Source organism: Dickeya aquatica (assembly GCF_900095885.1).
In the GTDB taxonomy this organism is placed as follows: Bacteria; Pseudomonadota; Gammaproteobacteria; order Enterobacterales; family Enterobacteriaceae; genus Dickeya; species Dickeya aquatica.
This window is the reverse complement of the sequence record NZ_LT615367.1, coordinates 2,352,164-2,378,596: the sequence shown is the minus strand read 5'-3', so window position 1 is coordinate 2,378,596 and position 26,433 is coordinate 2,352,164. Positions and strand designations below refer to the sequence as shown.

General features: G+C 55.3%; 27 protein-coding genes, 1 tRNA gene and 2 pseudogenes. 23 read left to right on the top strand and 7 right to left on the bottom strand.

The features are described 5' to 3' along the window. The first annotated feature begins 17 nt into the window (after positions 1-17). The 7 genes from DAQ1742_RS10685 to DAQ1742_RS10655 all read left to right on the top strand — a co-directional run bounded on the left by DAQ1742_RS10685 (position 18) and on the right by DAQ1742_RS10655 (position 7,196). Positions 18-3,266 (top strand): CHC2 zinc finger domain-containing protein, encoded by a 3,249-nt coding sequence (locus DAQ1742_RS10685; protein ID WP_180706107.1) that lies wholly within the window; start codon positions 18-20, stop codon positions 3,264-3,266. Beyond that, a complete protein-coding gene (gene xerC / locus DAQ1742_RS10680; RefSeq protein ID WP_067486962.1) occupies positions 3,253-4,383 on the top strand; it encodes a site-specific tyrosine recombinase XerC in 1,131 nt (376 codons plus the stop codon). The genes DAQ1742_RS10685 and xerC overlap by 14 nt, the downstream gene beginning before the upstream one ends. Beyond that, positions 4,383-4,667, top strand: a complete 285-nt coding sequence (locus tag DAQ1742_RS10675; RefSeq protein WP_035342200.1) for a damage-inducible protein J — start codon at positions 4,383-4,385, stop codon at positions 4,665-4,667. The genes xerC and DAQ1742_RS10675 overlap by 1 nt, the downstream gene beginning before the upstream one ends. After that, entirely contained in the window at positions 4,664-4,969 is a 306-nt protein-coding gene (locus DAQ1742_RS10670) for a type II toxin-antitoxin system RelE/ParE family toxin (RefSeq protein WP_067486959.1), read from the top strand. Before DAQ1742_RS10675 ends, DAQ1742_RS10670 begins: the two co-directional genes overlap by 4 nt. Positions 4,970-5,256: 287 nt before the next feature. Beyond that, positions 5,257-5,436 (top strand): hypothetical protein, encoded by a 180-nt coding sequence (locus DAQ1742_RS10665; RefSeq protein WP_180706106.1) that lies wholly within the window; start codon positions 5,257-5,259, stop codon positions 5,434-5,436. A 438-nt stretch (positions 5,437-5,874) separates the two neighbouring features. Then, positions 5,875-6,738 (top strand): hypothetical protein, encoded by an 864-nt coding sequence (locus tag DAQ1742_RS10660; RefSeq protein ID WP_051124051.1) that lies wholly within the window; start codon positions 5,875-5,877, stop codon positions 6,736-6,738. Continuing rightward, positions 6,735-7,196 (top strand): immunity 42 family protein, encoded by a 462-nt coding sequence (locus tag DAQ1742_RS10655; RefSeq protein WP_035342197.1) that lies wholly within the window; start codon positions 6,735-6,737, stop codon positions 7,194-7,196. The genes DAQ1742_RS10660 and DAQ1742_RS10655 overlap by 4 nt, the downstream gene beginning before the upstream one ends. Positions 7,197-7,236: 40 nt before the next feature. Here DAQ1742_RS10655 and DAQ1742_RS10650 read toward each other — a convergent pair. Continuing rightward, a pseudogene (locus DAQ1742_RS10650) lies at positions 7,237-7,350 on the bottom strand (SymE family type I addiction module toxin); the annotation flags it as partial. Between the two features lie 172 nt (positions 7,351-7,522). Next, positions 7,523-7,687 (bottom strand): hypothetical protein, encoded by a 165-nt coding sequence (locus tag DAQ1742_RS10645; RefSeq protein WP_180706105.1) that lies wholly within the window; start codon positions 7,685-7,687, stop codon positions 7,523-7,525. Here DAQ1742_RS10645 and DAQ1742_RS20710 point away from each other — a divergent pair. The 4 genes from DAQ1742_RS20710 to DAQ1742_RS10630 all read left to right on the top strand — a co-directional run bounded on the left by DAQ1742_RS20710 (position 7,686) and on the right by DAQ1742_RS10630 (position 11,304). Continuing rightward, positions 7,686-8,072, top strand: coding sequence for a hypothetical protein (locus DAQ1742_RS20710; protein WP_269472536.1), 387 nt, complete (start codon positions 7,686-7,688; stop codon positions 8,070-8,072). The genes DAQ1742_RS10645 and DAQ1742_RS20710 overlap by 2 nt on opposite strands. After that, entirely contained in the window at positions 8,060-9,715 is a 1,656-nt protein-coding gene (locus DAQ1742_RS20705; protein WP_269472535.1) for a VENN motif pre-toxin domain-containing protein, read from the top strand. Before DAQ1742_RS20710 ends, DAQ1742_RS20705 begins: the two co-directional genes overlap by 13 nt. A gap of 1 nt (position 9,716) precedes the next feature. After that, positions 9,717-9,974 carry a hypothetical protein gene (locus tag DAQ1742_RS10635; protein ID WP_035342194.1) on the top strand — a complete coding sequence of 86 codons (258 nt, stop codon included), beginning with the start codon at positions 9,717-9,719 and terminating at the stop codon, positions 9,972-9,974. A gap of 115 nt (positions 9,975-10,089) precedes the next feature. Next, positions 10,090-11,304, top strand: a complete 1,215-nt coding sequence (locus DAQ1742_RS10630) for an IS256 family transposase (RefSeq protein WP_035342192.1) — start codon at positions 10,090-10,092, stop codon at positions 11,302-11,304. Between the two features lie 26 nt (positions 11,305-11,330). On the opposite strand, the pseudogene DAQ1742_RS10625 reads toward DAQ1742_RS10630, so the two are convergent. Then, positions 11,331-11,441 (bottom strand): annotated as a pseudogene (locus DAQ1742_RS10625) (SymE family type I addiction module toxin); the annotation flags it as partial. A gap of 288 nt (positions 11,442-11,729) precedes the next feature. Here DAQ1742_RS10625 and epsC point away from each other — a divergent pair. From epsC to DAQ1742_RS10590, 7 genes are all read left to right on the top strand, one after another. Further along, complete coding sequence (gene epsC / locus DAQ1742_RS10620) at positions 11,730-12,695, top strand: serine O-acetyltransferase EpsC (RefSeq protein WP_074384644.1); 966 nt, start codon at positions 11,730-11,732, stop codon at positions 12,693-12,695. A 180-nt stretch (positions 12,696-12,875) separates the two neighbouring features. After that, positions 12,876-13,781: a PLP-dependent cysteine synthase family protein gene (locus tag DAQ1742_RS10615; RefSeq protein WP_051124049.1), complete on the top strand. Its 906-nt coding sequence runs from the start codon at positions 12,876-12,878 to the stop codon at positions 13,779-13,781. Continuing rightward, a complete protein-coding gene (locus tag DAQ1742_RS10610; RefSeq protein ID WP_232046439.1) occupies positions 13,765-14,202 on the top strand; it encodes a Mov34/MPN/PAD-1 family protein in 438 nt (145 codons plus the stop codon). Before DAQ1742_RS10615 ends, DAQ1742_RS10610 begins: the two co-directional genes overlap by 17 nt. Positions 14,203-14,266: 64 nt before the next feature. Next, on the top strand, positions 14,267-14,557 hold the full coding sequence (locus DAQ1742_RS10605; RefSeq protein WP_035342189.1) for a MoaD/ThiS family protein: 291 nt from the start codon (positions 14,267-14,269) through the stop codon (positions 14,555-14,557). Beyond that, positions 14,554-15,729: a molybdopterin-synthase adenylyltransferase MoeB gene (moeB, locus tag DAQ1742_RS10600; RefSeq protein ID WP_035342188.1), complete on the top strand. Its 1,176-nt coding sequence runs from the start codon at positions 14,554-14,556 to the stop codon at positions 15,727-15,729. The genes DAQ1742_RS10605 and moeB overlap by 4 nt, the downstream gene beginning before the upstream one ends. A 44-nt stretch (positions 15,730-15,773) precedes the next feature. Further along, positions 15,774-16,718: a family 2A encapsulin nanocompartment shell protein gene (locus DAQ1742_RS10595; RefSeq protein WP_035342187.1), complete on the top strand. Its 945-nt coding sequence runs from the start codon at positions 15,774-15,776 to the stop codon at positions 16,716-16,718. Then, a complete protein-coding gene (locus DAQ1742_RS10590; RefSeq protein ID WP_232046668.1) occupies positions 16,705-18,210 on the top strand; it encodes a cysteine desulfurase in 1,506 nt (501 codons plus the stop codon). The genes DAQ1742_RS10595 and DAQ1742_RS10590 overlap by 14 nt, the downstream gene beginning before the upstream one ends. A gap of 292 nt (positions 18,211-18,502) precedes the next feature. On the opposite strand, the gene DAQ1742_RS10585 is transcribed toward DAQ1742_RS10590, so the two are convergent. Next, positions 18,503-18,592, bottom strand: a tRNA-Ser gene (locus DAQ1742_RS10585). 274 nt (positions 18,593-18,866) lie between these two features. On the opposite strand from DAQ1742_RS10585, the gene DAQ1742_RS10580 reads away from it, so the two are divergent. Then, entirely contained in the window at positions 18,867-19,604 is a 738-nt protein-coding gene (locus DAQ1742_RS10580) for a phosphatase (protein ID WP_035342181.1), read from the top strand. 72 nt (positions 19,605-19,676) lie between these two features. Next, positions 19,677-20,255, top strand: a complete 579-nt coding sequence (locus tag DAQ1742_RS10575) for a TorD/DmsD family molecular chaperone (protein ID WP_035342180.1) — start codon at positions 19,677-19,679, stop codon at positions 20,253-20,255. A gap of 46 nt (positions 20,256-20,301) precedes the next feature. On the opposite strand, the gene DAQ1742_RS10570 is transcribed toward DAQ1742_RS10575, so the two are convergent. From DAQ1742_RS10570 to mdtH, 3 genes are all read right to left on the bottom strand, one after another. After that, positions 20,302-20,865 carry a lipoprotein gene (locus tag DAQ1742_RS10570; RefSeq protein WP_035342178.1) on the bottom strand — a complete coding sequence of 188 codons (564 nt, stop codon included), beginning with the start codon at positions 20,863-20,865 and terminating at the stop codon, positions 20,302-20,304. A gap of 114 nt (positions 20,866-20,979) precedes the next feature. Next, on the bottom strand, positions 20,980-21,627 hold the full coding sequence (gene grxB / locus DAQ1742_RS10565; protein WP_180706103.1) for a glutaredoxin 2: 648 nt from the start codon (positions 21,625-21,627) through the stop codon (positions 20,980-20,982). Between the two features lie 112 nt (positions 21,628-21,739). Next, entirely contained in the window at positions 21,740-22,945 is a 1,206-nt protein-coding gene (mdtH, locus tag DAQ1742_RS10560; RefSeq protein WP_035342176.1) for a multidrug efflux MFS transporter MdtH, read from the bottom strand. Positions 22,946-23,258: 313 nt separating this feature from the next. Between mdtH and rimJ the strand changes: the two genes are divergently transcribed. The 3 genes from rimJ (at position 23,259) to murJ (ending at position 26,400) form a co-directional block, all read left to right on the top strand. After that, positions 23,259-23,843 carry a ribosomal protein S5-alanine N-acetyltransferase gene (gene rimJ, locus DAQ1742_RS10555; protein WP_035346018.1) on the top strand — a complete coding sequence of 195 codons (585 nt, stop codon included), beginning with the start codon at positions 23,259-23,261 and terminating at the stop codon, positions 23,841-23,843. Positions 23,844-23,868: 25 nt separating this feature from the next. Beyond that, complete coding sequence (locus DAQ1742_RS10550) at positions 23,869-24,546, top strand: YceH family protein (protein WP_035342174.1); 678 nt, start codon at positions 23,869-23,871, stop codon at positions 24,544-24,546. A gap of 318 nt (positions 24,547-24,864) precedes the next feature. After that, on the top strand, positions 24,865-26,400 hold the full coding sequence (murJ, locus tag DAQ1742_RS10545; protein WP_180706102.1) for a murein biosynthesis integral membrane protein MurJ: 1,536 nt from the start codon (positions 24,865-24,867) through the stop codon (positions 26,398-26,400). Positions 26,401-26,433: the final 33 nt, after the last annotated feature.

Below are 26,433 nucleotides of genomic sequence, written 5' to 3'. Positions count from 1 at the left end.
TGACAGGAGCAGTGGAAATGGGACGACTGACACCGGCAGAGCTGGAGCAACTGAAACGCGGGGTGTCGCTGCGGGCTGTGGCGCAGTCTCAGGGCCATAAGCTGAAAAAGCAGGGGGCGGACAGTGTTGTGTGCCGGTGTCCGTTCCATCAGGAGAACACGCCGTCCTGCGTCATCACGCCGTCGAAGAACCTGTACCACTGTTTCGGCTGCGGGGCGTCGGGGTCGGTGCTGGACTGGCTGCAACACACCGAGCGGCTGACCTACCCGCAAACGCTGCTGCGGCTGCGGGAGCTGGCCGGGACAGCCTCTTCTTTAGCCGCCGCTCCTGCTCCGGTTCCGGCTTCGTCAACCGTGGCCCGTACCCCACTCGCCGACCTGGACGATGACGGTCAGGCGCTGCTGCATCAGGTTATCGACTTCTACCACCAGAGCCTGCTGGCGAGCCCGGAGGCGCAGCAGTGGCTGGCCGGTCGTGGTCTGACGCACCCGGAACTGGTGAGCCACTTCCGGCTGGGGTTCGCCGGTCATCACGGCATCGGCGGCAGCGCGGGGCTGCTGCCGTCCTCGTCGAGCCACGAGGGAAAACGGCTGCGTGAGAAGCTGGCCGGGCTGGGGGTGCTGCGGGCGACCACGAAGCAGGACCACTTCCGGGGTTGCGTGGTGATGCCGGTTATCGGCTGGGCGGAGTCGGCGAGCGTGGCGCAACGTGGCCGGGTGATGCAGTTGTACGGGAGGCGGGTGCAACCGGACCACAAAATCCTCAAAGGCTCGCCGAAGCACCTGTATCTGCCGTCGCCGCTGGCCGGGGTGTGGAACGAGGCAGCGCTGAAGGCGTCGTCGGACCTTATCCTGTGCGAGTCGCTGATCGATGCGATGACGTTCTGGTGTGCCGGGTTCCGCAATGTGACCACGGCCTACGGAGCCAGCGGCTTTACCGCTGACCATCTGGCGGCGTTGCAGTACCACGGGGTGAAACGGGTGCAGATAGCCTATGACCGGGACGCGGCGGGCGACCGGGGCGCGGAGAGCGTGGCGGCGGAGCTGCTGGAAGCGGGTATCGAGGCGTGGCGGGTGCGGTTCCCGCCGGGGCTGGATGCGAATGCGTATGCGCTGAACAGTGGCAGCCCGGAAAGCGCGTTAGGGCTGGCACTGGAGCAGGCGGCATGGATGGGCAAGGGAACCGGGCCGGGGGTGGTGTTCTCCCGTGAGATGCCGGTGAGTGGCGAGCGTGAACCTTCTTCCTTAGCCGCCCCGGCGGGCGTACCGGCACAGCCGGTGGCGGGGGAGTTAACCCCGTCCGGCGACCTGCTGCTGACCCACGGCCCGCGCGTGTGGCGGGTGCGCGGCTGGCAGAAAAACACCGTCGCCGAGGTGATGAAGGTCAACGTGCAGGTGCGGGACGAGAGCACGGGCGCGCTGCATGTGGACTCGCTGGACCTGTACAGCGCCCGGCAGCGTCAGGGGTATGTGGCGGCAGCGGCGGCGGAGCTGGGCTGTGAGGCATCGGTCATCAAACGCGAATGCGGGCGGGTGCTGCTGATGCTGGAGCAGCAACAGGCGCGTCAGCGGCAGGCGGCGGAGCAGGCCGACGCGACCGCCGCGGTCACGGTGAGCGCGGAAGACGAGGCGGCGGCGCTGGCGTTACTCAAGTCCCCGGACCTTGCCGCCCGTATCGTGGACGACCTGGCCGCCTGCGGGGTGGTGGGGGAAAGCACCAATCTGCTGACCGGGTATCTGGCGGCGACGTCGCGCAAGCTGGATAAACCGCTGGCCGTGCTGATACAGAGCAGTTCGGCGGCGGGGAAATCGTCGCTGATGGAGGCGGTGCTGGGGATGATGCCGGAAGAAGAGCGCATCCAGTACAGCGCGATGACCGGGCAGAGCCTGTATTACCTCGGTGAGACCTCGTTACAGCACAAGATACTGGCCATCGCGGAAGAAGAAGGGGTGCGGCAGGCGGCGTATGCCCTCAAGCTGCTCCAGTCGGACGGGGAACTGAAAATCGCCAGTACCGGCAAGAACGAGCAGAGCGGCGAGCTGGTGACGCGGGAATACCGGGTGCAGGGGCCGGTGATGCTGATGCTGACCACCACGGCCAGCGACGTGGACGAAGAGCTGCTGAACCGTTGTCTGGTTCTCACCGTGAATGAGAGCCGGGAGCAGACGCAGGCGATACACGCGATGCAGCGTCACGGTCAGACGCTGGCCGGGCTGCTGGCCACGAGTGAGAAAGGCTACCTGACGACGCTGCACCAGAACGCGCAACGGCTGCTGCGACCGCTGAAGGTGGTGAATCCGTATGCCGACCGGCTGACGTTCCTGAGTGATAAAACCCGTACCCGGCGCGACCACATGAAGTACCTGACGCTGATACAGGCCATCGCGCTGCTGCATCAGTACCAGCGTGCGGTGAAGCGGGTCGGGCACCGGGGGCAGGTTATCGAGTATATCGAGGTGGAAAAAAGCGATATCGCGCTGGCGAACCAACTGGCTCACGAGGTGCTGGGCCGGACGCTGGATGAAATGCCGCCGCAGACGCGCAAGCTGTTGCGGCTGATACAGGCGATGGTGGGCGAACTGGCACAGCGTCAGGGCTGCCAGCCCGGCGAAGTGCGGTTCACGCGGCGGGATATCCGGGCATGGACCAACTGGAGCGACAGCCAGCTCAAGAACCACTGTCTGCGGCTGGCTGAAATGGAATACCTGTTGCTGCACGGCGGCAGCCGGGGCCACCTGTTGCAGTATGAGCTGCTGTGGGACGGAAAAAGCGGTGATGACCCGCATCTGTGCGGGCTGCTGGAGGTGGATGAGCATGAGGGCAGCGAGCGCAAGTCTGGCCCGGTGGAAGAAAAGTCTGGCTTAAGTCTGCCTCAGGTTCGGGGCAAGTCTGGCGTGGAAAAACCGGCGTCAGGCCAGACGGCACAAGGGCTGGATGCCGAACCGGTCGGGACTGAGTCAGACGCGGTAATAAAGCGAAACCCAACATCGCCTGCCGCGCCGCTGCCTGCGGTTAGCGCGGATGTGCGGCGGTGGCAGGGCAGCGAGCGCAAGTCTGGCCCGGTGGAAGAAAAGTCTGGCTTAAGTCTGCCTCAGGTCCGGGGCAAGTCTGGCGTGGAAAAACCGGCGTCAGGCCAGACGGTACAAGGGCTGAGGGCGGAAGTGGTCGGCGCTGAGTCAGACGCAGTAATCAGGGGAAAAGAAAAATCGCCATCCGCACCGCTGCCTGTGACCGGGAAAACGGGGGTGACAAATGGCCAACCGTAAACCCCGCGCCGATGCACTGCTGACGGTGGATGAGGTGTACCGAAAACCCATCGGCCCGGCCAGTGACCCGAAGAGCCTGTACGCGCTGCTGCTGCGGTTCGTGGCGTGGCGTCGGGAGCGGAACTGGTCAGAGACGACGCTGAAGACGCAAACCCATCATCAATACCGGTTCATCCTGTGGGCGGCGGAGCGCGGGCTGCACTATGGCCGTGACATCACCTTACCGATACTGGAGCACTACCAGCGTCATCTGTACCAGTACCGCAAACCGAACGGTGAGCCACTGAGCACGCGGACGCAGCGCAGCCAGCTGGGGCCACTGGTGGTGTGGTTCGGCTGGATGACGCGGCATCATCTGCTGCTGGCCGACCCGGCGTCGGGTCTGGTGTTGCCGCGACTGGAAAAGCGGCTGCCGCGCCATATCCTGAGCGTGGCGGATGTGGAGCAGGTACTGGCGTTGCCGGACCTGACCACGCTGCAGGGCATCCGCGACCGGGCGCTGATGGAGCTGCTGTGGTCAACCGGGATACGGCGGGGTGAAGTGGCGATGCTGGAAGTGTACAGCGTGGACGCGAGCCGCCATATCGTGACCATCGTGCAGGGCAAGGGAAAGAAGGACCGGGTTATCCCCATTGGCAGGCGGGCGTTAGGGTGGATAGCGCACTATGTGCGTGAGGTGAGGCCGCAACTGCTGGTGAACCCGCACTGTCCGGCACTGTTCGTGGCCCTGGACGGGGTGGAAGGGCTGACGCCGAACGGCATTACCAATCTGGTGAGTCACTACATCAAAGCGTCGGGGATAGCGAAATGGGGAAGCTGCCACCTGTTCCGGCACGCGATGGCGACGCAAATGCTGGAGAACGGGGCGGACCTGCGGTGGATACAGGCGATGCTGGGCCATGCGAGCGTGGAGAGCACGCAAATCTACACGCAGGTGAGCATCCGGGCGTTGCAGGCGGTTCATGCCTCGACGCATCCGGCGGAGCGTGACCCTGAAGAGGAAACCGGGCTGCTGGCTGACCTGATGGCGGATGAGGTGCTGGATGTTGAGCGTGACAGGCCGGAAAACAGCTTGCATAATGACAACACAAATGACACCACAAGGGTGAGGAGATGATGGGAACAATCCACTTCAGAATAGACGAGGAAACCAAGCGTCTGGCGATGCAGGCGGCGGAAAGACAGCGAATGAGCCTGACGGAGGTGATGCGTCAGCGGGCAGAAGAGCTGGCCGCAGAGGAGCGTCGCTATCAAAACAGTGAGCATGAGGGCTGGCTGGAGCAGCAGATACTGGATGCGTTCAGCCGCTATGAGGACGGGGAAGGCGAGTTTATCAGCAACGAAGAAATGAACCACCGCATGAATGAACTGAAAATGCAGGCAGCACGAGGCAAACTGTGACATCAGCCGTTCAGTGGGAAAAGCAGGCACAGGCGGATCGCGAGGCCATCTTCCGTTATCTGTACAAAGAAGCGGGGTTAGCGGTAGCCAGTGCCACGGATGATCGGTTCGTCAGCATGGCCGACATCCTTCAGGATAATCCGCAGGCGGGGGTGAAGGCCGGGAAGACGGAGAAACAGCGGAAACTGGTGGTTCCACGCTTCCCGTTCATCATCGTGTATGCTGTTGAAGAGCAGGTGGTTCGTATACTGCGTGTACTGCATACCTCGCGAAAAATAGCGGGACATTACCGTAAGAGTTAGCGCTCTGCGGGCGAGTGCGCCGGGAGCGGGTTCGGCAGACAGCCCGCCGGGCTGACTGCCGTCATGCCATGTCGCGGGCGGGGGTAAACGTCCGCCCGGCCCGCGTTGTGCGGCGGTGCTCCGTGTCAACCCGGCGGCTGGCCGGTCAGCCGTTCAACATAATGCGGGGGATTATACGACGCTCGCTGGGCAAGCCCACTGCACCTTCCCGGCGCGTAGTGCGGCTCGTATCGTATAATCCGCATTATGTCTTGCGCCCCCGCCATTGGCATCGCGGGTGAGGCGCGGTGCGCAAGGCTGTGCCTTCCGCTGTCGGCGGTGGTGTGCGTTCTTCGGCTTCCTGGCCGCCTTGTGTCGCCGGAAACACCGGCGTCGGCGTCGAGTCCAGACGTCATCCGATATCTCCCCCTTGCGTTATCCTCAACAGCCACCCCAAAGAAGAAGTCGGCCCGTCGGGCCTCCGCTGAAGGGCTTCATGCCCGCCCGCTGCATCTGTCCGTCACGGCTCGCAGTCGCAGGCTCCTTGCTCGTTCCCGTGCCGGCCAGCCTTCGCCCCCGCCCCGGTGTGGCGTGGTCATGCAGGTGCCTCTTCACCTTAACCGTCGGAGCCACAGAGCGCCGCAGGGCGTCGCTTGCGGACTCTGTGCCGTCCGCACCGGCAGACCCCGCGCCGGTGCCACAGGCAAGCTGTGGCCCCGTCACGGGTTGCGATGAAACCCCAAACCGAACCCCAACACCGGATGGCAGCGGCTGCCGCCGCTGCTATGATGCGTGGGTTGCAGGCGAAAGCCCCGGCAGGGCGGTAGCGTGTCGGGGGCCAAAACCGCGTATCGGGGCGTCGGTGTCCGGGTATCAAAACGCCTCAGGGAAAACCGGCTGTAACCGGCTGACTGCACAGGGAAAAAGTGGGTTCGGCGGCTGACTTCGCAACGGATGACGTTGTTATCGAGAATAACCATCTGAGCCAGCCTCAGCAGCAAAGCCGCAGCGAAGAGCTGGTTGCCTGTAACGGAAATGCCACCTGCCGTGCCGAGGTTAGGGAAAAATACGCGGCTGAGTACGACAAGTTACAGAATGAGATAGCGAATTGTTCCTCACCAGAACAGTGTGTTGCCCTGGCAAAAGAGTTAAAAGGATGGCAAGGGGATTACAGCGCTCGCATGACCGAGCTGGAAAATAAAGAGCGGAATGAGGGAATAAGTGCGCTGACTGAGGCGGAGGTTCAGGAATGGGCTAACCTGCGTGGTGCGATGTCGAATATTGATGCATCGCGCAATTTGTTGATGAACCGTGCTCAGTTGCTGGGGGGGTCTGAGGATACCTCGGCAGAAGTTGCCAATATCATGGGACATGCCGGAATCGCCAGTGCAGCGGGGATTGCAGGGGGCGTAAGTAAGGCTGGTTCTTCGGGTAAAGGGCAATCAGGAACAGGAAGCGCAATACCTGTTCCTGAGTCAGTAATCGCGTCAAATGGATTAAAATATAAATCTAATCCTAAGCATACTCTTGGTGGTGATGGAAACCGCCCTAACGCAGGAATTGAGCCGAAAGATTCATTGGATCTTTTTGCGCAATCTATTCCAAGTTCAAAGCAATATCCAAATAAAGAAGTTCGGTTCTCTGTGGATGGTCAAGGTAATGTTCATCGTTTTGAAGGGACTAATGGTGAATATCACTGGAATGGTAGTTCTGGTGATGAAAAAAATAAACTGACAGGTAAGCAGATACCAAGTGATATTCAGAAACAGTTGGGGGTTAGGATAAAATGATTTATGGTGATCCATTCTATTTTGCGCTCCAGTTCGACGTTATTGAACATTGGAGTTCTCCTGGTGATATTTGGAAAAATGGACTGTTTTCTTTGTATCTTGATGGAAGGAGGATCTTTGATGTTGTTGATGTATTTGAGTTAAAAACTACGTTTGGTTTTTATTCCAAGTCGCCCGTGGATGGGTTGATTGTTAATGATTTAATTGTGGATGCAGTAACCCTATATAGGAATGCAGAGAGTTATTTTACTGGCGACGGTGATGTTCTTATTGATGGGTTGTTTGATTTGACATGCACAGCTATGGGCGATAATGGATATTATCTTTATTTTATGAAAACGAGTTCTAATGATCGTTTGGTATGGAGTATTGATGATGGAAAAGAAATCAATGAGGTGCTTCTTCCATCAGGTACAATATGTAATGTAATTAATGAGCTACGAGATACTGACTTATAAAAAATCCCAGCCTCTGCGCCGGGATCTTTGTTTTTACCGGTCAGATCCTAATCTCCGCCTCAATCACCAGCCGCCCACGCTCGACGGTGACGATAACCGGCTGGCCGGTGTTAAAACCGAGGTCTTCCAGCCTGCGGCCCTTCAGCGTGAGTTGCGGCGGCGGGTTGCCAGAAAATACTTAAACCCCCGGACAGGAAATGTTTTGTGGCCACCGCCAGTGGGCCGTGTCCCCAAAACCACCCGGTCAGGGCGATGCCCGACCCCCTGCGCTAAAGCAAAAAAACCGGTGCTGGCCGGGGATAGAACGTGTAGTTACTCGGCGAACGTCAGGCCGCCGGGGTAATGCCTGATCCAGTTGGCGGCGGCAGTCGGGTCAATGCGTTCGATGCTAAAACACCTGCGCGTAACGTTGACGGGAATAAACCGTGCTGCGCCCGCTGCGGTTGCCGGGGAACATAGCTGATGGCGAGGCCGTAAGTCAGCGGCAGCATGGCATTTTACCGCGAGCAGCAGACCGGGCTGTTTGCCGGTCAGGGGGGCTACGACATTCATGTCGGCAACCACACCCAGTTGGACGGCGCGGTGATAGGCTCGACGGCCGGCGCGGATAAAAACCGGCTGGAGACGGGCACGCTGGGCTTTGGCAATATCGACAACCGGGCCGAGTTCTCGGTGTCGCACAGCGGCGGCGGGATAAGCCTGAGCACGGCCCCGGGGCTGATGGATGCGCTGAAGACGGCGGCGATGACCGCGCCATCGGCGCTGATGTCGCTGGGGCGGGGCGGCAATGCTGCCAGCACCACGTACGCGGCGGTGAGCGGGGGGCGCTGGTCATCCGCAATCCGGGCGGTCAGCAGCAGGACGTGGCGGGCCTGAGCCGGGATGCGGCGCACGCGGCGAACGGGCTGAGTCCGCTGTTTGACAAGGAGAAGGAGCAGCAGCGGCTGCAACTGGCGCAGTCGGTGGGGGCGCTGGGCGGCCAGGTGATGGAGGTGGTGCGCACGGCGGGGGACATCCGGGCGACGCAGGCGGCCGGGGGGCAGGTGGCGAAGCCGGATGAATCGACGCTAAAGACGGAAGAAGAGAAGGAAAAGGCGTGGGATAGTTACCGTAAGGCGCTGACGGACACGGCAGCGTACAAGGCGGTGATGGCGTCGTACGGCACGGGCAGCGACGTGCAGCGCGGGTTGCAGGCAGCAACGGCGGCGTTGCAGGCGCTGGCGGGCGGCGGCAACCTGCAACAGGCGCTGGCGGGGGCGTCGGCCCCGTATCTGGCGCAACTGGTGAAACAGGCGACGATGCCAGCGGACGAGAAGAACGCCACGGCCTCGGACATTGCGGCGAATGCGATGGGCCATGCGCTGGTGGGGGCGGTGGTGGCGCAGGTATCGGGCCGTGATGCGGTGGCGGGAGCCGCGGGCGCGGCGGGCGGCGAACTGGCGGCGCGGCTGCTTATCATGCAGGCGCTGTACCCGGGTCGTGACGGCAACACGCTGACGGAAACGGAGAAACAGTCGGTGAGTGCGCTGGCCTCGGTGGCAGCGGGCCTGGCGGCGGGGATAGCCTCAGGGAGTGTGGACGGCGCAGCCACGGGGGTACAGGCCGGGCGCAATGCGGTGGAGAATAACTTCCTGTCCAGCGATATGTATTCACTGGACAGAAAAGTGAAAGCGGCCAAAGAAAAGGGAGAGGATATAGCTCCCATTCTTGAAGCGGCGCGTAAGCAGGCAGAAAAAGACAGAGAGAAACAGATAGCATCCTGTCAGGACAACCCTGATACCTGTGCATTTGGCCGAGATGTCGCAAATGATGCGTATAATGCGTATCTTGAAAACGGGTTCTTACAGGGAATCGACTCGGATGTTGCCCGGTTTGTCCAGCAGGAAACGGCGAAAGATAATGCGGTCATAGACCAATATGCCAGTGAGTTTGGTAAAGGTATGGCGGTTGCATCCGAGGGTGCAGCGTGGCTTGCTGGGGCCGGGGTTGGTGTCGCTTTACCGGGTAAAGCAGGTGGTTCAGCCAGAGATTCAAAATTAAGCCAATCTAAAATAAATGAGATTGTTAACACTCCTAAAGGACAGCGGCCTGAACCATCAACATACATGTCAAAAGCTGAAATAGATTCGCATTTGGCTAAGTTTGACGATGGGGCAGTGAGATTTGCCTCAATGGATGATGTGAAAAAGTATGGAACTCTTGGTCCTGATAGTGGTTTTGTGATGCCTAAATCTGAGTTCGACAAATTGATAAAAGAATCAAGTGGTAATCTCAGGGTTGTAGAGCAAAAACTGGGATTGGAATCTGGTTACTTAGGTAATTCAAATACGGGTATCTTTTATATTCAGAAACAAGATCTTAAGAACTTGAAAATCCCATCAGGGAACGAACCTGGCGCAAATCAGTTTTGGTTGCCTGGAGGAAAGACATCAGGTGGTATTTCTGAGGCTGTAATGGATTTTTCACACAAACCAAATGCTCAGTTGATTGATTTGAATAAATACAATGGTGGTAAGTGAAATGAATGATATGGATAAATACTACACAATGAAATCATTTTCATATCCTGAAAAGACTCCGTTGGCAGATGGCGAGTTCTCAACCGAGAATTGGTGGAGAGTAAGGAAATTAAATGATTATCAGTATATTTTTTTCTGTTTATCAGGAACTCAGGGAACTGAAGAACAGAAAGTGGAAATTACAGAGAGCGAATATAATCAGTTAATTAATGGTGATTTAACAGCAAATGATATTTGTTTGAAATATAAAATTGGTTAATAGGGAGGGGGCTATACGAATGCTGTAAATAATTCTGTGTAGCAGAGACTGTAATTAAAATTGTGTAATTGCCTGTTTTTGATATGTTCACTCCAACAGCGGAGACAGGCAAAGTATGGACGAAAAGACACTCAAAGCCCTTGCGGCTGAACTGGCTAAAGGCCTTAAAACGCAAGCAGACCTCAACCAGTTTTCACGTATGCTGACCAAACTCACCGTCGAAACAGCACTCAATGCTGAGCTGACTGACCATCTCGGGTATGAGAAAAATGCGCCTAAAAAAGGGTCTAATACCCGTAATGGCTACTCGTCAAAAACGCTGCTTTGCGATGACGGCGAGATTGAGCTCAGCACGCCGCGTGACCGCGAAAATACCTTTGAACCTCAGCTAATCAAGAAAAACCAGACGCGTATCACCCAGATGGACAGCCAGATTTTATCCCTGTACGCCAAAGGCATGACGACCCGCGAAATCGTCGCTACGTTCCAGGAAATGTACGATGCGGATGTGTCACCCTCGCTGATATCCAAAGTCACCGATGCGGTTAAAGAGCAGGTGGCAGAATGGCAAAGCCGCCCACTGGATGCGCTCTATCCCATTGTTTATCTTGACTGTATTGTTGTCAAAGTCCGACAAAACGGCAGTGTGATAAACAAGTCGGTCTTTCTGGCGCTGGCTATCAACACCGAAGGCCGAAAAGAACTGCTGGGGATGTGGCTGGCCGAAAACGAAGGGGCGAAGTTCTGGCTGAATGTGCTGACCGAACTGAAGAACCGGGGACTTCAGGATATCCTGATAGCCTGCGTCGACGGCCTGAAAGGTTTCCCGGATGCGATAAACAGCGTGTATCCGCAGGCCCACATCCAGCTCTGCATTATCCATATGGTGCGCAACAGCCTGAAATACGTGTCGTGGAAGGATTACAAAGGGGTGACCAGCGGGTTGAAAGCGGTATATCGTGCCCCCACAGAGGAAGCGGCGCTAATGGCGCTGGAGGATTTCGCAGCGGTCTGGGATGAAAAATACCCGCAAATCAGTAAAAGCTGGCGTACACACTGGGAAAATCTCAATACGTTTTTTGGCTACCCGCCCGACATCCGTAAAGCCATCTACACGACGAATGCCATTGAATCACTGAACAGCGTTATCCGCCAGGCGATAAAGAAACGCAACGTATTCCCAACGGACGACTCGGTGCGGAAGGTGATTTATCTGGCGATACAGTCGGCCTCGAAAAAATGGAGTATGCCGATCCAGAACTGGCGGCTGGCAATGAGCCGTTTTATTATCGAGTTCGGTGATCGCTCAGCCGGTCACCGGACTCGATAATAAAACGGGATCGTCATTTTTACCAGTTAGATCCTCAGCGCCGCCTCAATCACCAGCCACCCGCGCCAGACGGTGACGATAACCGGCTGCCCGGTGTTAAAACCGAGATCTTCCAGCCAGCGGCCCTTGACGGTGAGTTGCGGCGGCGGGGTGCCACCCGCTGTTACCGCGTTAACTCATTGTTATCCCTCCATCTTAATCCATCTTAAATGACGCTGAGGTGTGTGGTGCTGCATGACCAAATGACAAGGTCATTGGACACTATCTGACCATAAATCATTATCAATAAGTTGGAGACATCGTACGTTAACCATTTATTGGCTATGCAAAGCCAATAACAGTATTTGTTTTGTTGGTGAGTCACGCATAAAAATTGAGGAAACAATTTATCCAAATCTATAGCGTGTATTTGAGAGGAAAACATTATGTCGGAGTTAGGAGAATTAATGTTTATTTCTCAAAGAGATAATCATTGGCATCTTGATGGGGTCGTTGACGGATTACGTCGAGTCCGTCAGCAATGGCGTGACAGTTTTTCTCAGAGTGATTATCAGAATAAGCGGTTACTGCCTTCAAAACAGAATGTCCATAGCGTTGTTGATACGTTGATTAAAGTATTGTATCCCATGCGATTGGGATCCACCGATTTGCGTAAAGAGGGTGAAGATTACTACGTTGGCTATCTGCTAGGGACGGCGCTTGATGCGCTTTCGCAAGAGGCCGCATTTGAATTGCACTACCTTGCAGGCACCCCAACTCCCCATGGCGTCAGCTCACCTGAATGGCAGGAAGCAGAACAGCGTATTCGCAAGTTCGCCACGCGTTTGCCTGCGGTTCGAAAACGTTTGGACAGCGACATTCAGGCTGCATATCAGGGTGACCCTTCTGCACGAAGCCGAGATGAAGTGCTGCTGTGCTACCCTGGTATTCATGCAGTGATGCATTACCGGCTGGCCCATGAATTGTATCAATTGGGGTTCCCTTTATTGGCGCGAATCGTGACGGAAAAGGCGCATAGCGAAACCGGCATTGATATCCACCCTGGAGCGCAAATCAGTGAAGGTTTTTTTATCGATCACGGTACTGGCGTAGTGATAGGCGAGACGGCGATTATCGGCAAACGCGTGCGGCTTTATCAGGCTGTCACGCTCGGTGCTAAACGCTTTGCCACGGATAATGACGGCCAGTTGCAAAAGAACTATCCCCGTCATCCGATAGTGGAAGACGATGTGGTGATTTATGCCGGTGCCACGATATTAGGCCGGATTACTATTGGTGCGCGTTCCAGCATTGGCGGCAACGTTTGGCTGACGCAGGATGTTTTGCCGGATAGCAATGTGCGTCAGGCGAGGGTGTTGCATACCCAATATCAAGATGGCGATGGCATTTAAAGCGTTATTCCATGAAGTCGTATTTTGCGCAGTAAAATGATAGTCAGCGAAAAAAGTTATTCTTTAATTCGGTATGGATTATGAAAAAATAATAAACCACCGTTGGTCTAATTATATCGTTCATTATTTTTAAAATCATTTATCCAATAATAATCATGCACCCTGCATATGGATGTAATCATGACTATTCTTGATAAGGTGGGTAATACGCCATTAATTGCCTTGCCCTTATTTTCTAATGTTGCGCCCGGGGTATCGTTATGGGCGAAAGCGGAGTTTATGAACCCCAGCGGTTCGGTAAAAGATCGTGCGGCAAGAGCCATGGTGCTGGAGGGCATTGCGCGTGGCGCGCTGACGCCAGAAAAAACCATCATTGATGCGACCAGCGGTAATACGGGCATTGCTTATGCCATGATCGGTGCAGCGTTGGGCTATAAGGTGGTGCTGTATATGCCGCAGAACACCAGCGCAGAACGTAAACAGATCATTCGCCACTATGGTGCAGTGATTGTAGAAACCGATCCGCTAGAAGGGTCTGATGGCGCTTATCTGGCGGTTAAAGCTCTGGTCGCATCCGATCCGGCGCGCTATTTCTATCCTGACCAATACAACAACCCGGTCAATCCTGCGACTCATTTTGCCTCCACGGGAGTGGAGATCTGGCAACAGACGCAGCAGCGCGTCACTCACTTTATTGCCGGTATGGGCACTTCTGGCAGTTTTGTCGGCATTGCCCAGCGGCTCAAGCAGGAAAACCCGCGGGTGCAAACGCTTGCTGTGCAGCCCGCCTCGCCGTTTCACGGTATTGAAGGCACCAAGCACATGGCGAGCAGCATCAAGCCCGGCATTCTGGATGAAACCTTACAAGATGGCGTCATCACCGTCACCACCGAAGAGGCTTACGCCACCACGCGGCGATTGGCTCGCCGGGCGGGCGTTTTTGTCGGGGTTTCCTCCGGCGCTAATGTCGCGGCGGCCGCCAAACTGGCAAGCACGTTACCCGCTGGCGCGGTGGTGGTGACGCTTTTGTGCGACACCGGCTCCCGCTACCTTGCAGACCCTTTTTGGAATGAAACCGATGATTGAGTTAACCACTGATATTGCGCATCAGATTAGGCAAGAAGGTGAAAAAGCCTATCCCAATGAGTGCTGCGGCGCTCTGTTGGGCCATTTTTCAACCAATGGGGATGCCCGGGTCACTGCAATTTTACCCATCGTAAATGCGCGGGAATCCGAAGAGCAATACCACCGCTTTGTGATAACCGCCGACGACTCATTGCGGGCTGAACGCACGGCATTGGCGCAGGGCGTTGATGTGGTGGGTTTTTACCACTCGCATCCCGATCATCCTGCCATTCCGTCCGGGTATGACCGTGAGCACGCTCTGCCTTTTTACGCCTACATCATTGTGGCGGTTGCCGAACGGCAGGCTGGGGATCTGACCAGCTGGCGATTGACGCCGAACAGACAACATTTTGAACAGGAGCGTGTGCAAACGGTGCCGTGACATGACGCGCCGAACAGCGAAGACACGCTTTTATCACCCTATAGAACAGACAGAGAGAGAAGCAATGGCAGCCACATTATTAATTCCTACTGCATTACGTGCGTTTACCGAGGGACAGGGCAAAGTCAGTCTGGAAGGCAGCACTGTCGGCCAACTGGTTGCAGCACTGGCAACGCGTTACCCCGATATTCAGCAGCATCTGTATGACGAGACAGGTGAACTGCGCACGTTTATCAACCTGTATGTGGGCGACACCAATATTAAACACAGTGGTGGTCTGGCAACGCCAATCAATTCGGGCGATGAAGTGTTACTGGTGCCCGCCATTGCCGGTGGTACAGAGGCGATGGTATGAGTACACCGAGCATCATTCCTGACGACCGCCTGGCTACGCTATCTCATGCTGAGATAGCTCGCTACAGCCGCCATTTATTGCTGCCGGAAGTGGGATTAGAGGGACAACAGCGACTGAAAAGCGCGAAGGTGCTGTTGGTTGGCACCGGTGGATTAGGCGCGCCGGTTGCGCTTTATCTGGCCGCAGCAGGCGTTGGCACATTAGGGATTGTGGATTTTGATTTCGTTGAGGTTTCTAACCTGCAACGCCAGATTATTCATACCACTAAAGACATCGATCGCCCGAAAGTGGCTTCAGCCAAAGACAAAATCAAAGCCATCAACCCTGATATTCAGGTTGTGACTTACAACACCTCGCTGAACAGTAAAAATGCGCTCGATATTATTCGGGAGTACGACATTGTTGTTGATGGCACCGATAACTATCCCACCCGATATCTGATCAACGATGCGTGCGTACTGTCAGGCAAACCCACGGTTTATGGTTCCATTTTCCAGTTCGAAGGGCAGGCCAGCGTGTTTTATGCCAAAGCTGGCCCGTGCTACCGCTGCCTGTATCCAGCACCGCCGCCTCCAGGGCTAGTGCCTTCCTGCTCCGAGGGCGGTGTGGTGGGGGTACTGCCCGGCATTGTCGGTACTATTCAGGCCGCCGAGGTGATCAAACTGATTGTTGGCGGTAGCGATAGCCTGATAGGTCGCCTGTTGCTGCTGGATGTGTGGCAGATGAAACAGCGTGAATTGCGGCTGGAGAAAGATCCCGGTTGCCCGGTGTGCGGCGAGCATCCAACTATTCACGAACTGATCGATTATGAGGAGTTTTGCGGCCTTAAACCCTCAAACGAAGAAGTACCTATCGAGAGCGTCACCGCGAAGGAGCTACAGGTGTGGCTGGAATCGGGTAAACCCGTTCAACTGATTGATATCCGTGAGCCTCACGAGCGGGCGATTGTGAAATTTCCTCAGGCTAAGGTGATGCCACTCGGTCAAATCGTGCGACGTATTGATGAATTCGATCCTGCGGTAGAGGCGGTTTTCCTCTGCAAGATTGGGCAGCGCAGTATTTTCGCCATCCGTGCGCTTCAGCGTGCTGGCTATACAGGCCGCGTGTTGAATTTGAAAGATGGTATTAACGCTTGGGCGCGGGAAGTGGATCCCCGTTTGCCTCAGTACTGAGAGTCATCCTCTTTATTTTCGGAAAATAAGACAAAGGTATCATCATGGCAGAACAAAAAATCATTAATGCATTGGGACGCGAAGCCGCTTATCAACTGGCTAACGTCACCAAAACCGCACCGCAATTTGGGGCAATTACGCCACGCTGGGTAAGCCGTTTCCTCGATTATAAAGGGTTGGAGTCTGGCATTTATCGCGTTAACAAAGTGGTGGAGGGGGATACGCCGCTGGATGTGCTGTGCAGCCAGGACCCCACCCGCATTGAGATCCCGAAAGGTTATATTGAATACCAGACACAGCCGCGTGAATATCAGTTGGACTCGATTGCCACCATCGTTAACGTCGATACCAAGATTGCCGATCTCTACAGTTCACCGTTCGATCAGGCGTCAGAACAGATTGCACTGGCGATTGAGAGTCTCAGGGAGCGTCAGGAAAGCCAATTGATCAATAATGATGACTACGGATTATTGAATAATATCGCTGAATCGCAGCGCATTCAGACACGTAACGGACGCCCAACGCCAGATGATCTGGATGAGTTGATCTCCAGGGTGTGGAAAGAACCTTCTTTCTTCCTGGCGCATCCGCGTGCGATTGCCGCATTTCAGCGTGAGGCCACGCGTCGTGGTGTGCCGCCAGTTACCGCTAACCTGCATGGCGGTACCTTTATTTTATGGCGCGGCATCCCGCTGATCCCTTCTGACAAGCTGTTTGTTGACGGTTTAAAGAACCCGAAAGGCAAGGGGGGGAAAACCAATATCCTGCTGATTCGCTCTGGTGAGGCCAAGCGTGGTGTATTGGGGCTTTATCAATCCGGGTTGCCCAACGAGCAATCGCGTGGGCTGTCAGTGCGCTTTCGTGGCATCGATGACAACGGTGTGGCTTCCTACCTGCTCTCACTTTATTGCTCTGCGGCGATTTTGGCGGATGATGCGATCGCCGTGCTGGAGGACGTTGAAGTGGGTGAATACTATGACTATCAATAACCGGACTATCAATAACCGCACTCTGACACCACCGGGCTTGCCCGATGCATGGTCAGGGAATTTGGAGCACCGTCCCTCGGCACGGGATTATGGATTGCCTGATGAGCGCGATCTGTTGGCGCTGTTGGGCAGCGCAACGCCTGTCTCGCGTGATAGTGACCCTGCTTATACGCCGCGCGTAGTGCCTTTGGGCCAAGCGAGTGCGCCATCGGGTGCGCTTGCCGCCGCCACGGCGGGAACATCATCACTCTGGACTCCCGCACCGTTGGCGCGAGTCGGTCAGGTGCCGGTGGAACGTATCCGCGCGGATTTTCCCATTTTATCTGAACAGGTGGACGGCAAACCGCTGGTATGGTTAGACAATGCTGCCACCACACAGCGGCCACGTCAGGTGATTGAGCGTATTAGCCACTATTACCTGCATGAAAACTCTAACGTGCACCGCGCAGCGCACGTCTTGGCTGCCCGCTCCACGGATGCTTATGAAGCATCGCGCGAAAAAATAGCGCGTTTTCTCGGGGCTCCGGGGCCAGAGAACATTGTCTTTGTGCGTGGCACCACGGAAGGCATTAACCTGATTGCGCACAGCTACGTGAAACCGCTGCTGCGCCCGGGGATGGAAATCATCCTCACGCTGCTGGAGCATCACGCCAATATTGTGCCGTGGCAGTTGGTGGCGCAAGAAACGGGGGCGGTTGTCCGTGTCGCACCGGTTGATGAACACGGCCAACTGATCGTCGAGGAGTATGCGCGTCTGTTTAACGACAGAACCCGGTTTGTTTCGGCAACGCATGTTTCTAATGCACTGGGAACGGTGACGCCAATTCAGGAACTGGTGGCGATTGCACACCGCTTTGGGGTGCGTATCGCCATTGACGGCGCGCAATCTGTCTCACATATCCCCGTGAATGTCACGGCGCTGGATGCCGACTTTTTCGTGTTTTCCGGCCATAAGATCTTCGGCCCCACCGGGATCGGCGTGGTGTATGGCAAGCAAGAGGTGTGGGACGAGGCGCAACCCTATCAGGGCGGCGGCAACATGATCGCCGATGTGACGTTTGAACTGACGCGCTATCAACCTGCTCCGAACAAGTTCGAGGCAGGCACCGGTAACATTGCGGATGCCGTGGGGCTGGGGGCCGCTATCGATTATGTGACGACGCTTGGGATCGAAAATATCGCCCAGTACGAACATGCACTGCTGGAATACGGTATCGAAAAGCTGTCGCGCATTCCTGGTTTGACGCTGGTTGGCACCGCAGCGCAGAAGACTAGTGTGCTGTCGTTTGTGTTGGCGGGTCATGAGAATGAGGCCGTCGGGCGTCATCTCAGTCAAGCTGGGATCGCGGTACGCTCAGGGCACCATTGCGCGCAGCCCATTTTGCGTCATTTTGGTCATGAAGGAACCGTAAGACCCTCTCTGGCTTTTTACAATACGCCGCAAGAAATTGATTTTCTGGCAGAGAGCATTACCCAATTGGTTGCGCGCTAGTCTGCGCGCGCGACGTCCCTTTATCCCCCGGCTTAAGTCGGGGATCACTTGTTAGAATGGATATTCTCCGCCAAATAGTGGACAGGTAACGATTCAATCCGGTCAGCTAGCGCCGGTATCGGAAAACCTGCTGATGCAGAGCTTGAGTATGTCTTAAAGCTTTCTTTGCAAGCAGAAGATAAGGCGCAGATTTCAATGCGGCATGCGTGGGGCAGAGACAAAAAAAGTTCGCCTGAGCGAACTTTTATGCGTGGCAAAATCAATATCTAACTGTTTGACTTTACTCTTAAAGTGGCGGTGAGGGAGGGATTCGAACCCTCGATACGTTTTCACGTATACACACTTTCCAGGCGTGCTCCTTCAGCCACTCGGACACCTCACCGGACGTTGCCTGTCAGGGCAACGGGGCGCTACTCTAGGGAAAATTGGGTGCAGCGTCAATACACTTTTTCATAAAAATGCGCGTTTAGCTAAAGTTAGCGCAATTTGCTGTTTTTCTCACCATTTACTGTCTTTTTCGATACCGGGAATATCGATATGGCAACCCGCACGGTGTGTTGTCCGGGGGTTAATTTCTGGTGACGGCGTTGCCTCACTGGCTGCCTCCAGAGAGGATAAATGCTATGCTGCCTTATTAATGCGAGTCAGGAGAAGCCATGTATCCCGTTGATTTACACATGCATACGGTTGCCAGTACGCATGCTTATAGCACCCTGCATGATTATGTGGTGCAAGCGAAAGCCCGCCAGATTCAACTTATTGCGATTACCGATCACGGCCCGGATATGGCTGATGCACCGCATTACTGGCATTTTATCAATATGCGGGTGTGGCCTCGCGCGGTTGACGGTGTAGGTATTTTGCGTGGTATTGAGGCCAATATCAAAAACCGGGCCGGGGATATTGATTGTACCGGCCCGATGCTCGATGGCCTGGATTTGGTGATAGCCGGTTTCCATGAGCCGGTGTTCGCACCGCAAGACAGAGACACCCATACTGAAGCGATGATCGCGGCTATGGCACAGGGTGCCGTGCACATTATCAGTCACCCCGGTAACCCCAAATTTCCCATTGATATTCAGGCTGTTGCTCAGGCCGCTGCAAAATACCAGGTGGCGCTGGAACTGAATAATTCTTCATTTGCCCATTCCCGCAAAGGCAGCGAGGCGAATTGCCTGGCCGTTGCTCAGGCGGTGCGTGATGCGGGCGGGTATCTGGCATTAGGATCGGATTCCCATGTTGCCTGGTCATTAGGGGAATTTCCTCACTGTGAGCGAATTTTGCAGGACGTTGATTTTCCCGAGGATCGCGTGTTGAATGTCAGCCCGCGTCGGGTGCTGGATTTTCTGGAACGGCGCGGTAAACCCGCTATCGCTGAGTTTGCGAATTGGTGACGGTGCTGTTTGGCCCGTCATCGCCCATACCCAAAGGGATGCAGAATATGTCCCTGTTGACAGGTAGATAACATGAATGAATTTTCTATGGTGTGCCGTATTCTCGGCACCCTGTTTAACCGCCCGCCGCAAGACCCGTTGCTGGAGCCGCTGCTGAATCTGATTAGTCAGGGCAAGCTGGCGCAGCAGTGGCCGCTGGCTCAGGATGAACTGATGGCTCGCTGGCAGCGCAGTGTCGATGTTCCGGCGCTTCAGGCCGATTATGATGCGTTGTTTGGTGCCGCTCCGGCAGTACCACCACGGCGTGGCGACTGGCTGGAGGAGGCACCGGAAACCGAGGTACGCACCTTTTTACAACAGCGTGGCATGCCGTTAGGCGAGGGGCCGGCTGACAAGTTCGGTTCATTGCTGCTGGCGGCATCCTGGCTTGAGGATCAGGCTCAGGAAGATGAAACCGCAGCACAGTCGGCGCTGTTTGACGACTATGTGTTGACCTGGAGCGATCGCTTTCTCGGTAAGCTGGAAAGTCATGCCACAACGCCGTTCTATCGGACGCTTGCGATAATTTGTCGTGAAGCGCTGGAGGCAATGCGTGATGAGCTGGCAGAAGCTGATGCTGATGAAGGGAACGATGACGCAGAGTCTGCCTGAATGTCCATACCGGGCAGCATCGCTGCCCTTTGGTTTATCAGCACCGTTAATCCGTCAGCATGATAACTAACTGGCCGGGTTTGACATCAATGCCTTTGGCGAGTTTTCTGGCCAGTGCCTCTTTACTGCTGTGCTCGGGGCTGAGCACATAGGCCGGTTTCTGGTCAAAATAGCCGGTGAGTGACGATCTCAGGTAGGGTATTAGCGTTTGCAATACGGTTTGTAGCGCTTGTGGCTGAACGCTGTAGTCCACCAGCTCCATCTCTTTTAGGTAGATAGCACCGTTTTGCTTATCAAAAACCGGTTGGGCTTTTAGCGTGAGTTTTAGTGCTGCCTGCTGTGAACCCAGCAATGAATGGAGATCGACATTCGCATCGCTACTGAGTGTGACTTTTCCCGGTTCGGTGCGGCCAATCTGACTTGAGAGATGGGTGAGGGTAATTTTTGCATCCATCACGCCCTGCACCCCCAGCGTTTTCTGATAATCATTATGCTGTTGCAGATACTGATTAATTTCCTGCTCGCTCAGGCTGTATTGCGTCAGTGGGCCACAGCCACCAAGTAGCAAGATGCTGAATAAGAGCAACGCGGCCATGACCGGATTTCTCATTGTGCTAACCTCTTGTTTTCATAATGCCCTCAGGATGAGGGCGTCGGCAGGGTGCGATATTTCGGGGGGCGCGCCAATCGGAAAAGACTTAAACCCCGCTGGCGGCGTAGAGGATTACTGCGCCTGCTCCAGCAGCAGGTCTACCTTTGTCTGTCGGGAAAGTGTGTCGCAATAGGTAGCAACGGCGGCAGGCACGTTGACATCTGCCACAATGGTCAGCGAGCGCAACAGCGCGAACAGGTGAATGTCATCCAGCGATAACGTACCGTTACAGGCGTCAGGTGAGGCAATCAGTGAGTCCAGTTGCTGTAAATCGGCTTCCAGTTGGCTTATCAGCTCAGCGCTTTGGGCGAGCAGATCATCGAAACGGGCCAATTTGCCCCTCTTTTTATGGACAAAATAGTGACGGCCGGCGTCGGTTTTGAACTCTTCGAAATCGGCACGCGCAAAGCGCGGGATTAACAGGCGTGGCGCGTAATCATAAACACGGCGGATCCAGGCCTCGATAGCCGGGTTCGTCGGGCCGGTCAGTTGTGGTTTGCCATCCAGCGCATCGATGTATTGCACAATATCCAGGCTTTCCGGCATGTAGCTGCCATCCTCTTTTTGCAGGATTGGCACCATTTTTTGTCCGACCATCGCGATAGGGGTGGCTTCGTCATCGTTAGATAACACCTGTAATTCCACTGGCAGATGTTTCAGGCCGAAAATCATGCGGGCTTTTACACAAAAAGGGCAGTGGTCATAAACAAACAGTTTCATTCTGATTCCTTAACGTCAGGCAATAGCAGGACGTCATTATATCGGGTGGAATTATCTTGCGATAAGCGCAATACGTCTATGTAGCAAATCGCGGTGTGTATCGGGAAACAGGTCAATGCTCGCTCACCATAGCCGGGGCTGAGCGATGCAGGTAAAACTGCCAATAAAGTGCCGCCAGCGTCAACATGCCAATAATACTGAGCATGAACCACGGTAAGGTGGGTTGGCCGAGGGCTTTTCCGGTATCAAACAACCAGCCGCCGCCGCTGTAACCAAGCGCGCCGCCCAGCGCCAGCCCCATACGGCTAAAGCCCATATAGCTGCCCCGTGCCCGGGCATCCGCCAGCGACGCGCCCAGCGTTTCACGCGCGGGTTCGGCAATGATAGAGCCGATATAAAACAGGCCAATCAGCATCAGCAGCGACGACAAACTGTTCATCACTCCCATCGGCAGCAGGCTAATTGTCATGATGAATAAACCAAACATCAGCCGCTGTTCCAGACGGTAGCGTTTTTCACTCCAGCGGGCGATGGGGTAGAGCAGCAGCAAGGAGAGCGAGGCCTCAATGGCATACATCCATTTTACCGCCGACGGACTGCCCGCCAGCTCATTGACCATAATCGGCATCATCAGTAACACCTGAACACCCAGCATAAAATAACCAGTCAGGGTCAGGACATACACCACAAAACGGCGATCGCGCATCACGCGCAGCAACCCTTCACGGATAGGGGTGCGGACAGTAGAAATGCGGTAGGCTGGCAGCAGCAGTGCGTTGAGCAACGCGGCCAGAACGAACACTGCCGCACCGGCCCAGCAGACAACGGAAAAGTTATATTGCATCAGTGCGCTGCCGATAAGCGCACCGATTACGGCTCCGGCGTTATCCTGCATCATCAATAGTGAAAAGAAGCGGCTGCGCTCGTGCGGGCGCGTCAACTTGATGACGATGGCGTTGCGCGGCGGCTCAAACAACGTGCCGCCGAGTGCTGAGAGCACGCAAGAGAGCATCAGAATCAGTGGCGTGGTTGCCAGCGCCATTAACACAAACCCCAGCGCGCGCAACAGCATGCCTGCAACAATCATCGGTTTTGCACCAAAACGGTCTGCAATGGCACCACCGAAAATACCCAATCCTTGCTGGGTCAACTGGCGCAGGCCAAGCGCAATCCCTACGGTGAGGGCCGCCCAGCCCATTTGATCCACAAAGCGGATAGAGATAAGCGGGAAAACGACAAAAAAACCTAAAACCACCAGCATGTTATCCAGCAGCAGAAAATATTTACCCAGGCTGCGTGCCTGTGCCATCAATGACATGTTTCACCACGAGGAATGAAGGAAAGGAAGACAACCTGCCTATTCTCGCGCTGAATCGCTCAGGGTGATAGTGAGTTCACATAATAAATTTTTTTATCGTCCAACTGTTATCTGGCAAGCAGATCGTGAAAAAAATCCGTATGGGCGTGTTGATTGGGCAATAACTCGGCAGTGACGGTTTTACGCTATGGAATTTATGTGGTTATAGTAAGCAGAACAGTAAATTAACCACGGTCATGGCTGCGTGGGTGGTAGCCATGACGTTATGCATAAAATTTATTTATCGAACAACCGTCACCTGAAGGGGGAAGCCATGTTTGGCTATCGTTCAACGACACCCAGAGTCTGCCTGACGACAGACCGGCTGGTGGTCCGTCTGGCGCATGAACGCGATGCCTGGCGTCTGGCTGAGTACTATGCGGAAAACCGTGATTTTTTAAAACCCTGGGAGCCGGTGCGTGATGCCAGCCACTGCTATCCTTCGGGCTGGCAGGCCCGGCTGAGTGTCATTACCGATATGCACAAACAGGGCAGTGCCTACTATTTTCTGCTGCTGGATAAGGATGAAAACGACGTTCGGGGGGTGGCTAATTTCAGTAATGTCCTGCGGGGGTCTTTTCACGCGTGTTATCTCGGTTATTCACTGGGTGAAAAATGGCAGGGGCAAGGTTTGATGTATGAAGCCTTGCAATCGGCGTTGCGTTATATGCAGCGTCAACAGCATATGCATCGTATTATGGCCAACTACATGCCGCACAATCACCGCAGCGGAGATTTGCTGGCCCGCCTTGGTTTTGAAAAAGAGGGCTATGCCAAAAATTATCTGCTTATCGATGGTAAATGGCAGGATCATGTGCTGACTGCCTTAACCAATAATGAATGGACGCCAATGCGCTAATGCTAATTACCGGGAGAGCCGTGCCATGAAATACCTATTCACACCGCAGGAAGCGCGTATTATTGGCTGCTTGCTGGAAAAGCAGGCTACGACACCGGATCAGTATCCGATGTCACTTAATGGCCTGACCAGTGCCTGCAACCAGAAAACCAACCGGGAACCGGTGATGGATTTGAGCGAAAGCGATGTCCAGCAAACGCTTGATTTACTGGTAAAACGGCATTTTTTGCGTACTGTCAGCGGGTTTGGCAACCGGGTGATGAAATACGAACACCGCTTTTGCAATTCTGAATTTGGCGACCTGAAGTTTTCTGCCGCTGAACTGGCACTGGTCACCACACTGCTGCTGCGTGGTGCACAAACGCCGGGGGAATTGCGCACCCGAGCGGCGCGTTTGTACGAGTTTTCGGATGTCACGGATGTTGAGAACGTATTACAGCAATTGCAACAGCGTGAGGATGGGCCCTTTGTGGTGCGTCTGGCCCGTGAACCGGGGAAACGCGAGAGTCGGTTTATGCATTTGTTTAGCGGGGACGTGACGGCAGGAGAGGTCATTGGTAGTGATACGCAAGAGCTGACTCACACGGATGAACGCGTGTCAGCGGAGGCTCTGGTGGCGCGGGTCGCGGCCCTTGAGCTGGAGGTGGCTGAACTGCGGTCGCAACTGGCGGTGCTATCTGCCAGCCCCCCCCATGCTGACTGAAGCCCGAAGCTGATTGCGTCGTCGCACCAGGCTTTGCCTGGGCATGGCTTCGTTAGTGTGGTGATGGTGCCACTGAGAAAATGCTGAAAAAAACAGCGCCTGCAAAGGCGCTGTGTGGCTATTCGCCGGGCAATGGTCTAGGCTGTGCCGCGGCAGCCAGACTCGGGTGACGCTGCGGTATCACATGATGTTATCGCATTAACCCACATTCACTGTGCTGGCGTAAATGTTGCAGGCAGTGGGTATCCGCCCGACCGGGCGATCCTGGGTTTTCCGCCGCTATTATCCTTTCATTTCATTCCTGAGCTGAATAATCGAATGAATCTACTGAAATCACTGGCTGCGGTCAGTTCTATGACGCTGCTTTCCCGGGTGCTGGGATTTATGCGTGATGCGATTGTGGCGCGCGTATTCGGTGCCGGTATGGCAACAGATGCCTTCTTTGTGGCCTTCAAATTGCCCAACTTGCTCCGGCGCATTTTTGCCGAAGGCGCATTTTCTCAGGCGTTCGTTCCTATTCTGGCGGAGTACAAAAACCAGCAGGGTGAAGAGGCAACCCGCACCTTTCTGGCGTATGTCTCAGGGATGTTGACACTGGTGTTAGCGCTGGTGACCGTCGGCGGAATGCTGGCCGCGCCTTGGGTGATTATGGTAACGGCCCCCGGCTTTGCCTCGACGCCGGAGCGCTTTGAGCTGACCTCTGCGCTGTTGCGTATCACGTTTCCTTATATTTTGCTTATCTCGCTGACGTCCATGGTTGGGTCGGTGCTTAATACCTGGAATCGTTTCTCGGTGCCAGCGTTTGCACCGACGCTGCTTAATATCAGTATGATAGGCTTTGCCTTGCTGGGCGCACGCTGGTTCAACCCGCCGGTGATGGCGTTAGGCTGGGCGGTGGTGGTCGGGGGATATTTACAGCTCGGTTATCAGCTTCCTCATCTCAAGAAAATCGGCATGCTGGTACTGCCACGACTTCGCTTTCGCGACCCCAGCGTCAGCCGGGTGATGAAATTGATGGCCCCGGCGATTCTCGGCGTTTCGGTCAGCCAGATTTCGCTTATCATTAACACGATCTTTGCCTCATTTCTCAGCCAGGGCGCGGTGTCGTGGATGTATTACGCCGACCGGCTGATGGAGTTCCCCTCGGGCGTGCTGGGCGTGGCACTCGGCACCATTTTGCTGCCATCACTCTCAAAAAGCGTGGCCAGCGGCGATGCGCAGGAGTATTCCCGCTTGCTGGACTGGGGGTTGCGTTTGTGTTTTCTGCTGGCACTACCGGCAACGGTCGCGCTCGGTTTGCTGGCCAAACCGCTGACGGTGGCATTGTTCCAGTATGGTAAATTCAGCGCATTTGATGCACTGATGACGCAGCGGGCGCTGGTGGCTTACTCCATCGGCCTGATGGGGTTGATTTTGGTGAAAGTGCTGGTGCCGGGTTTCTACGCCCGGCAGGATATTAAAACGCCGGTAAAAATAGCCATGGTTACCCTGACCCTGACCCAATTGATGAACCTGGCGTTTATCGGCCCGTTGCAACATGCGGGGCTGTCACTATCAATCGGGCTGGCCTCGTGTATTAATGCCGGTTTGCTGTTTTGGCAGTTACGCCGTCAACAGCTGTTCGTGCCACAGGCTGGCTGGCGGGTATTTCTGGCGAAACTGATAGCGGCGGTGGTGGTGATGGCACTGGTGCTGATAGCGCTATGCCAGTGGATGCCTGACTGGGACACTGGCAATATGACCATGCGGTTGCTGCGTTTAGCGGTGGTGGTGGTGGCCGGGGCGGGCAGCTATTTCGCGGTGCTGGCGCTGCTGGGGTTTCGTGCGAAAGATTTCTCACGCCGCAGTCTATAGCCAGTCAGGCACCGGGTTAGCGCCAGACGCTCA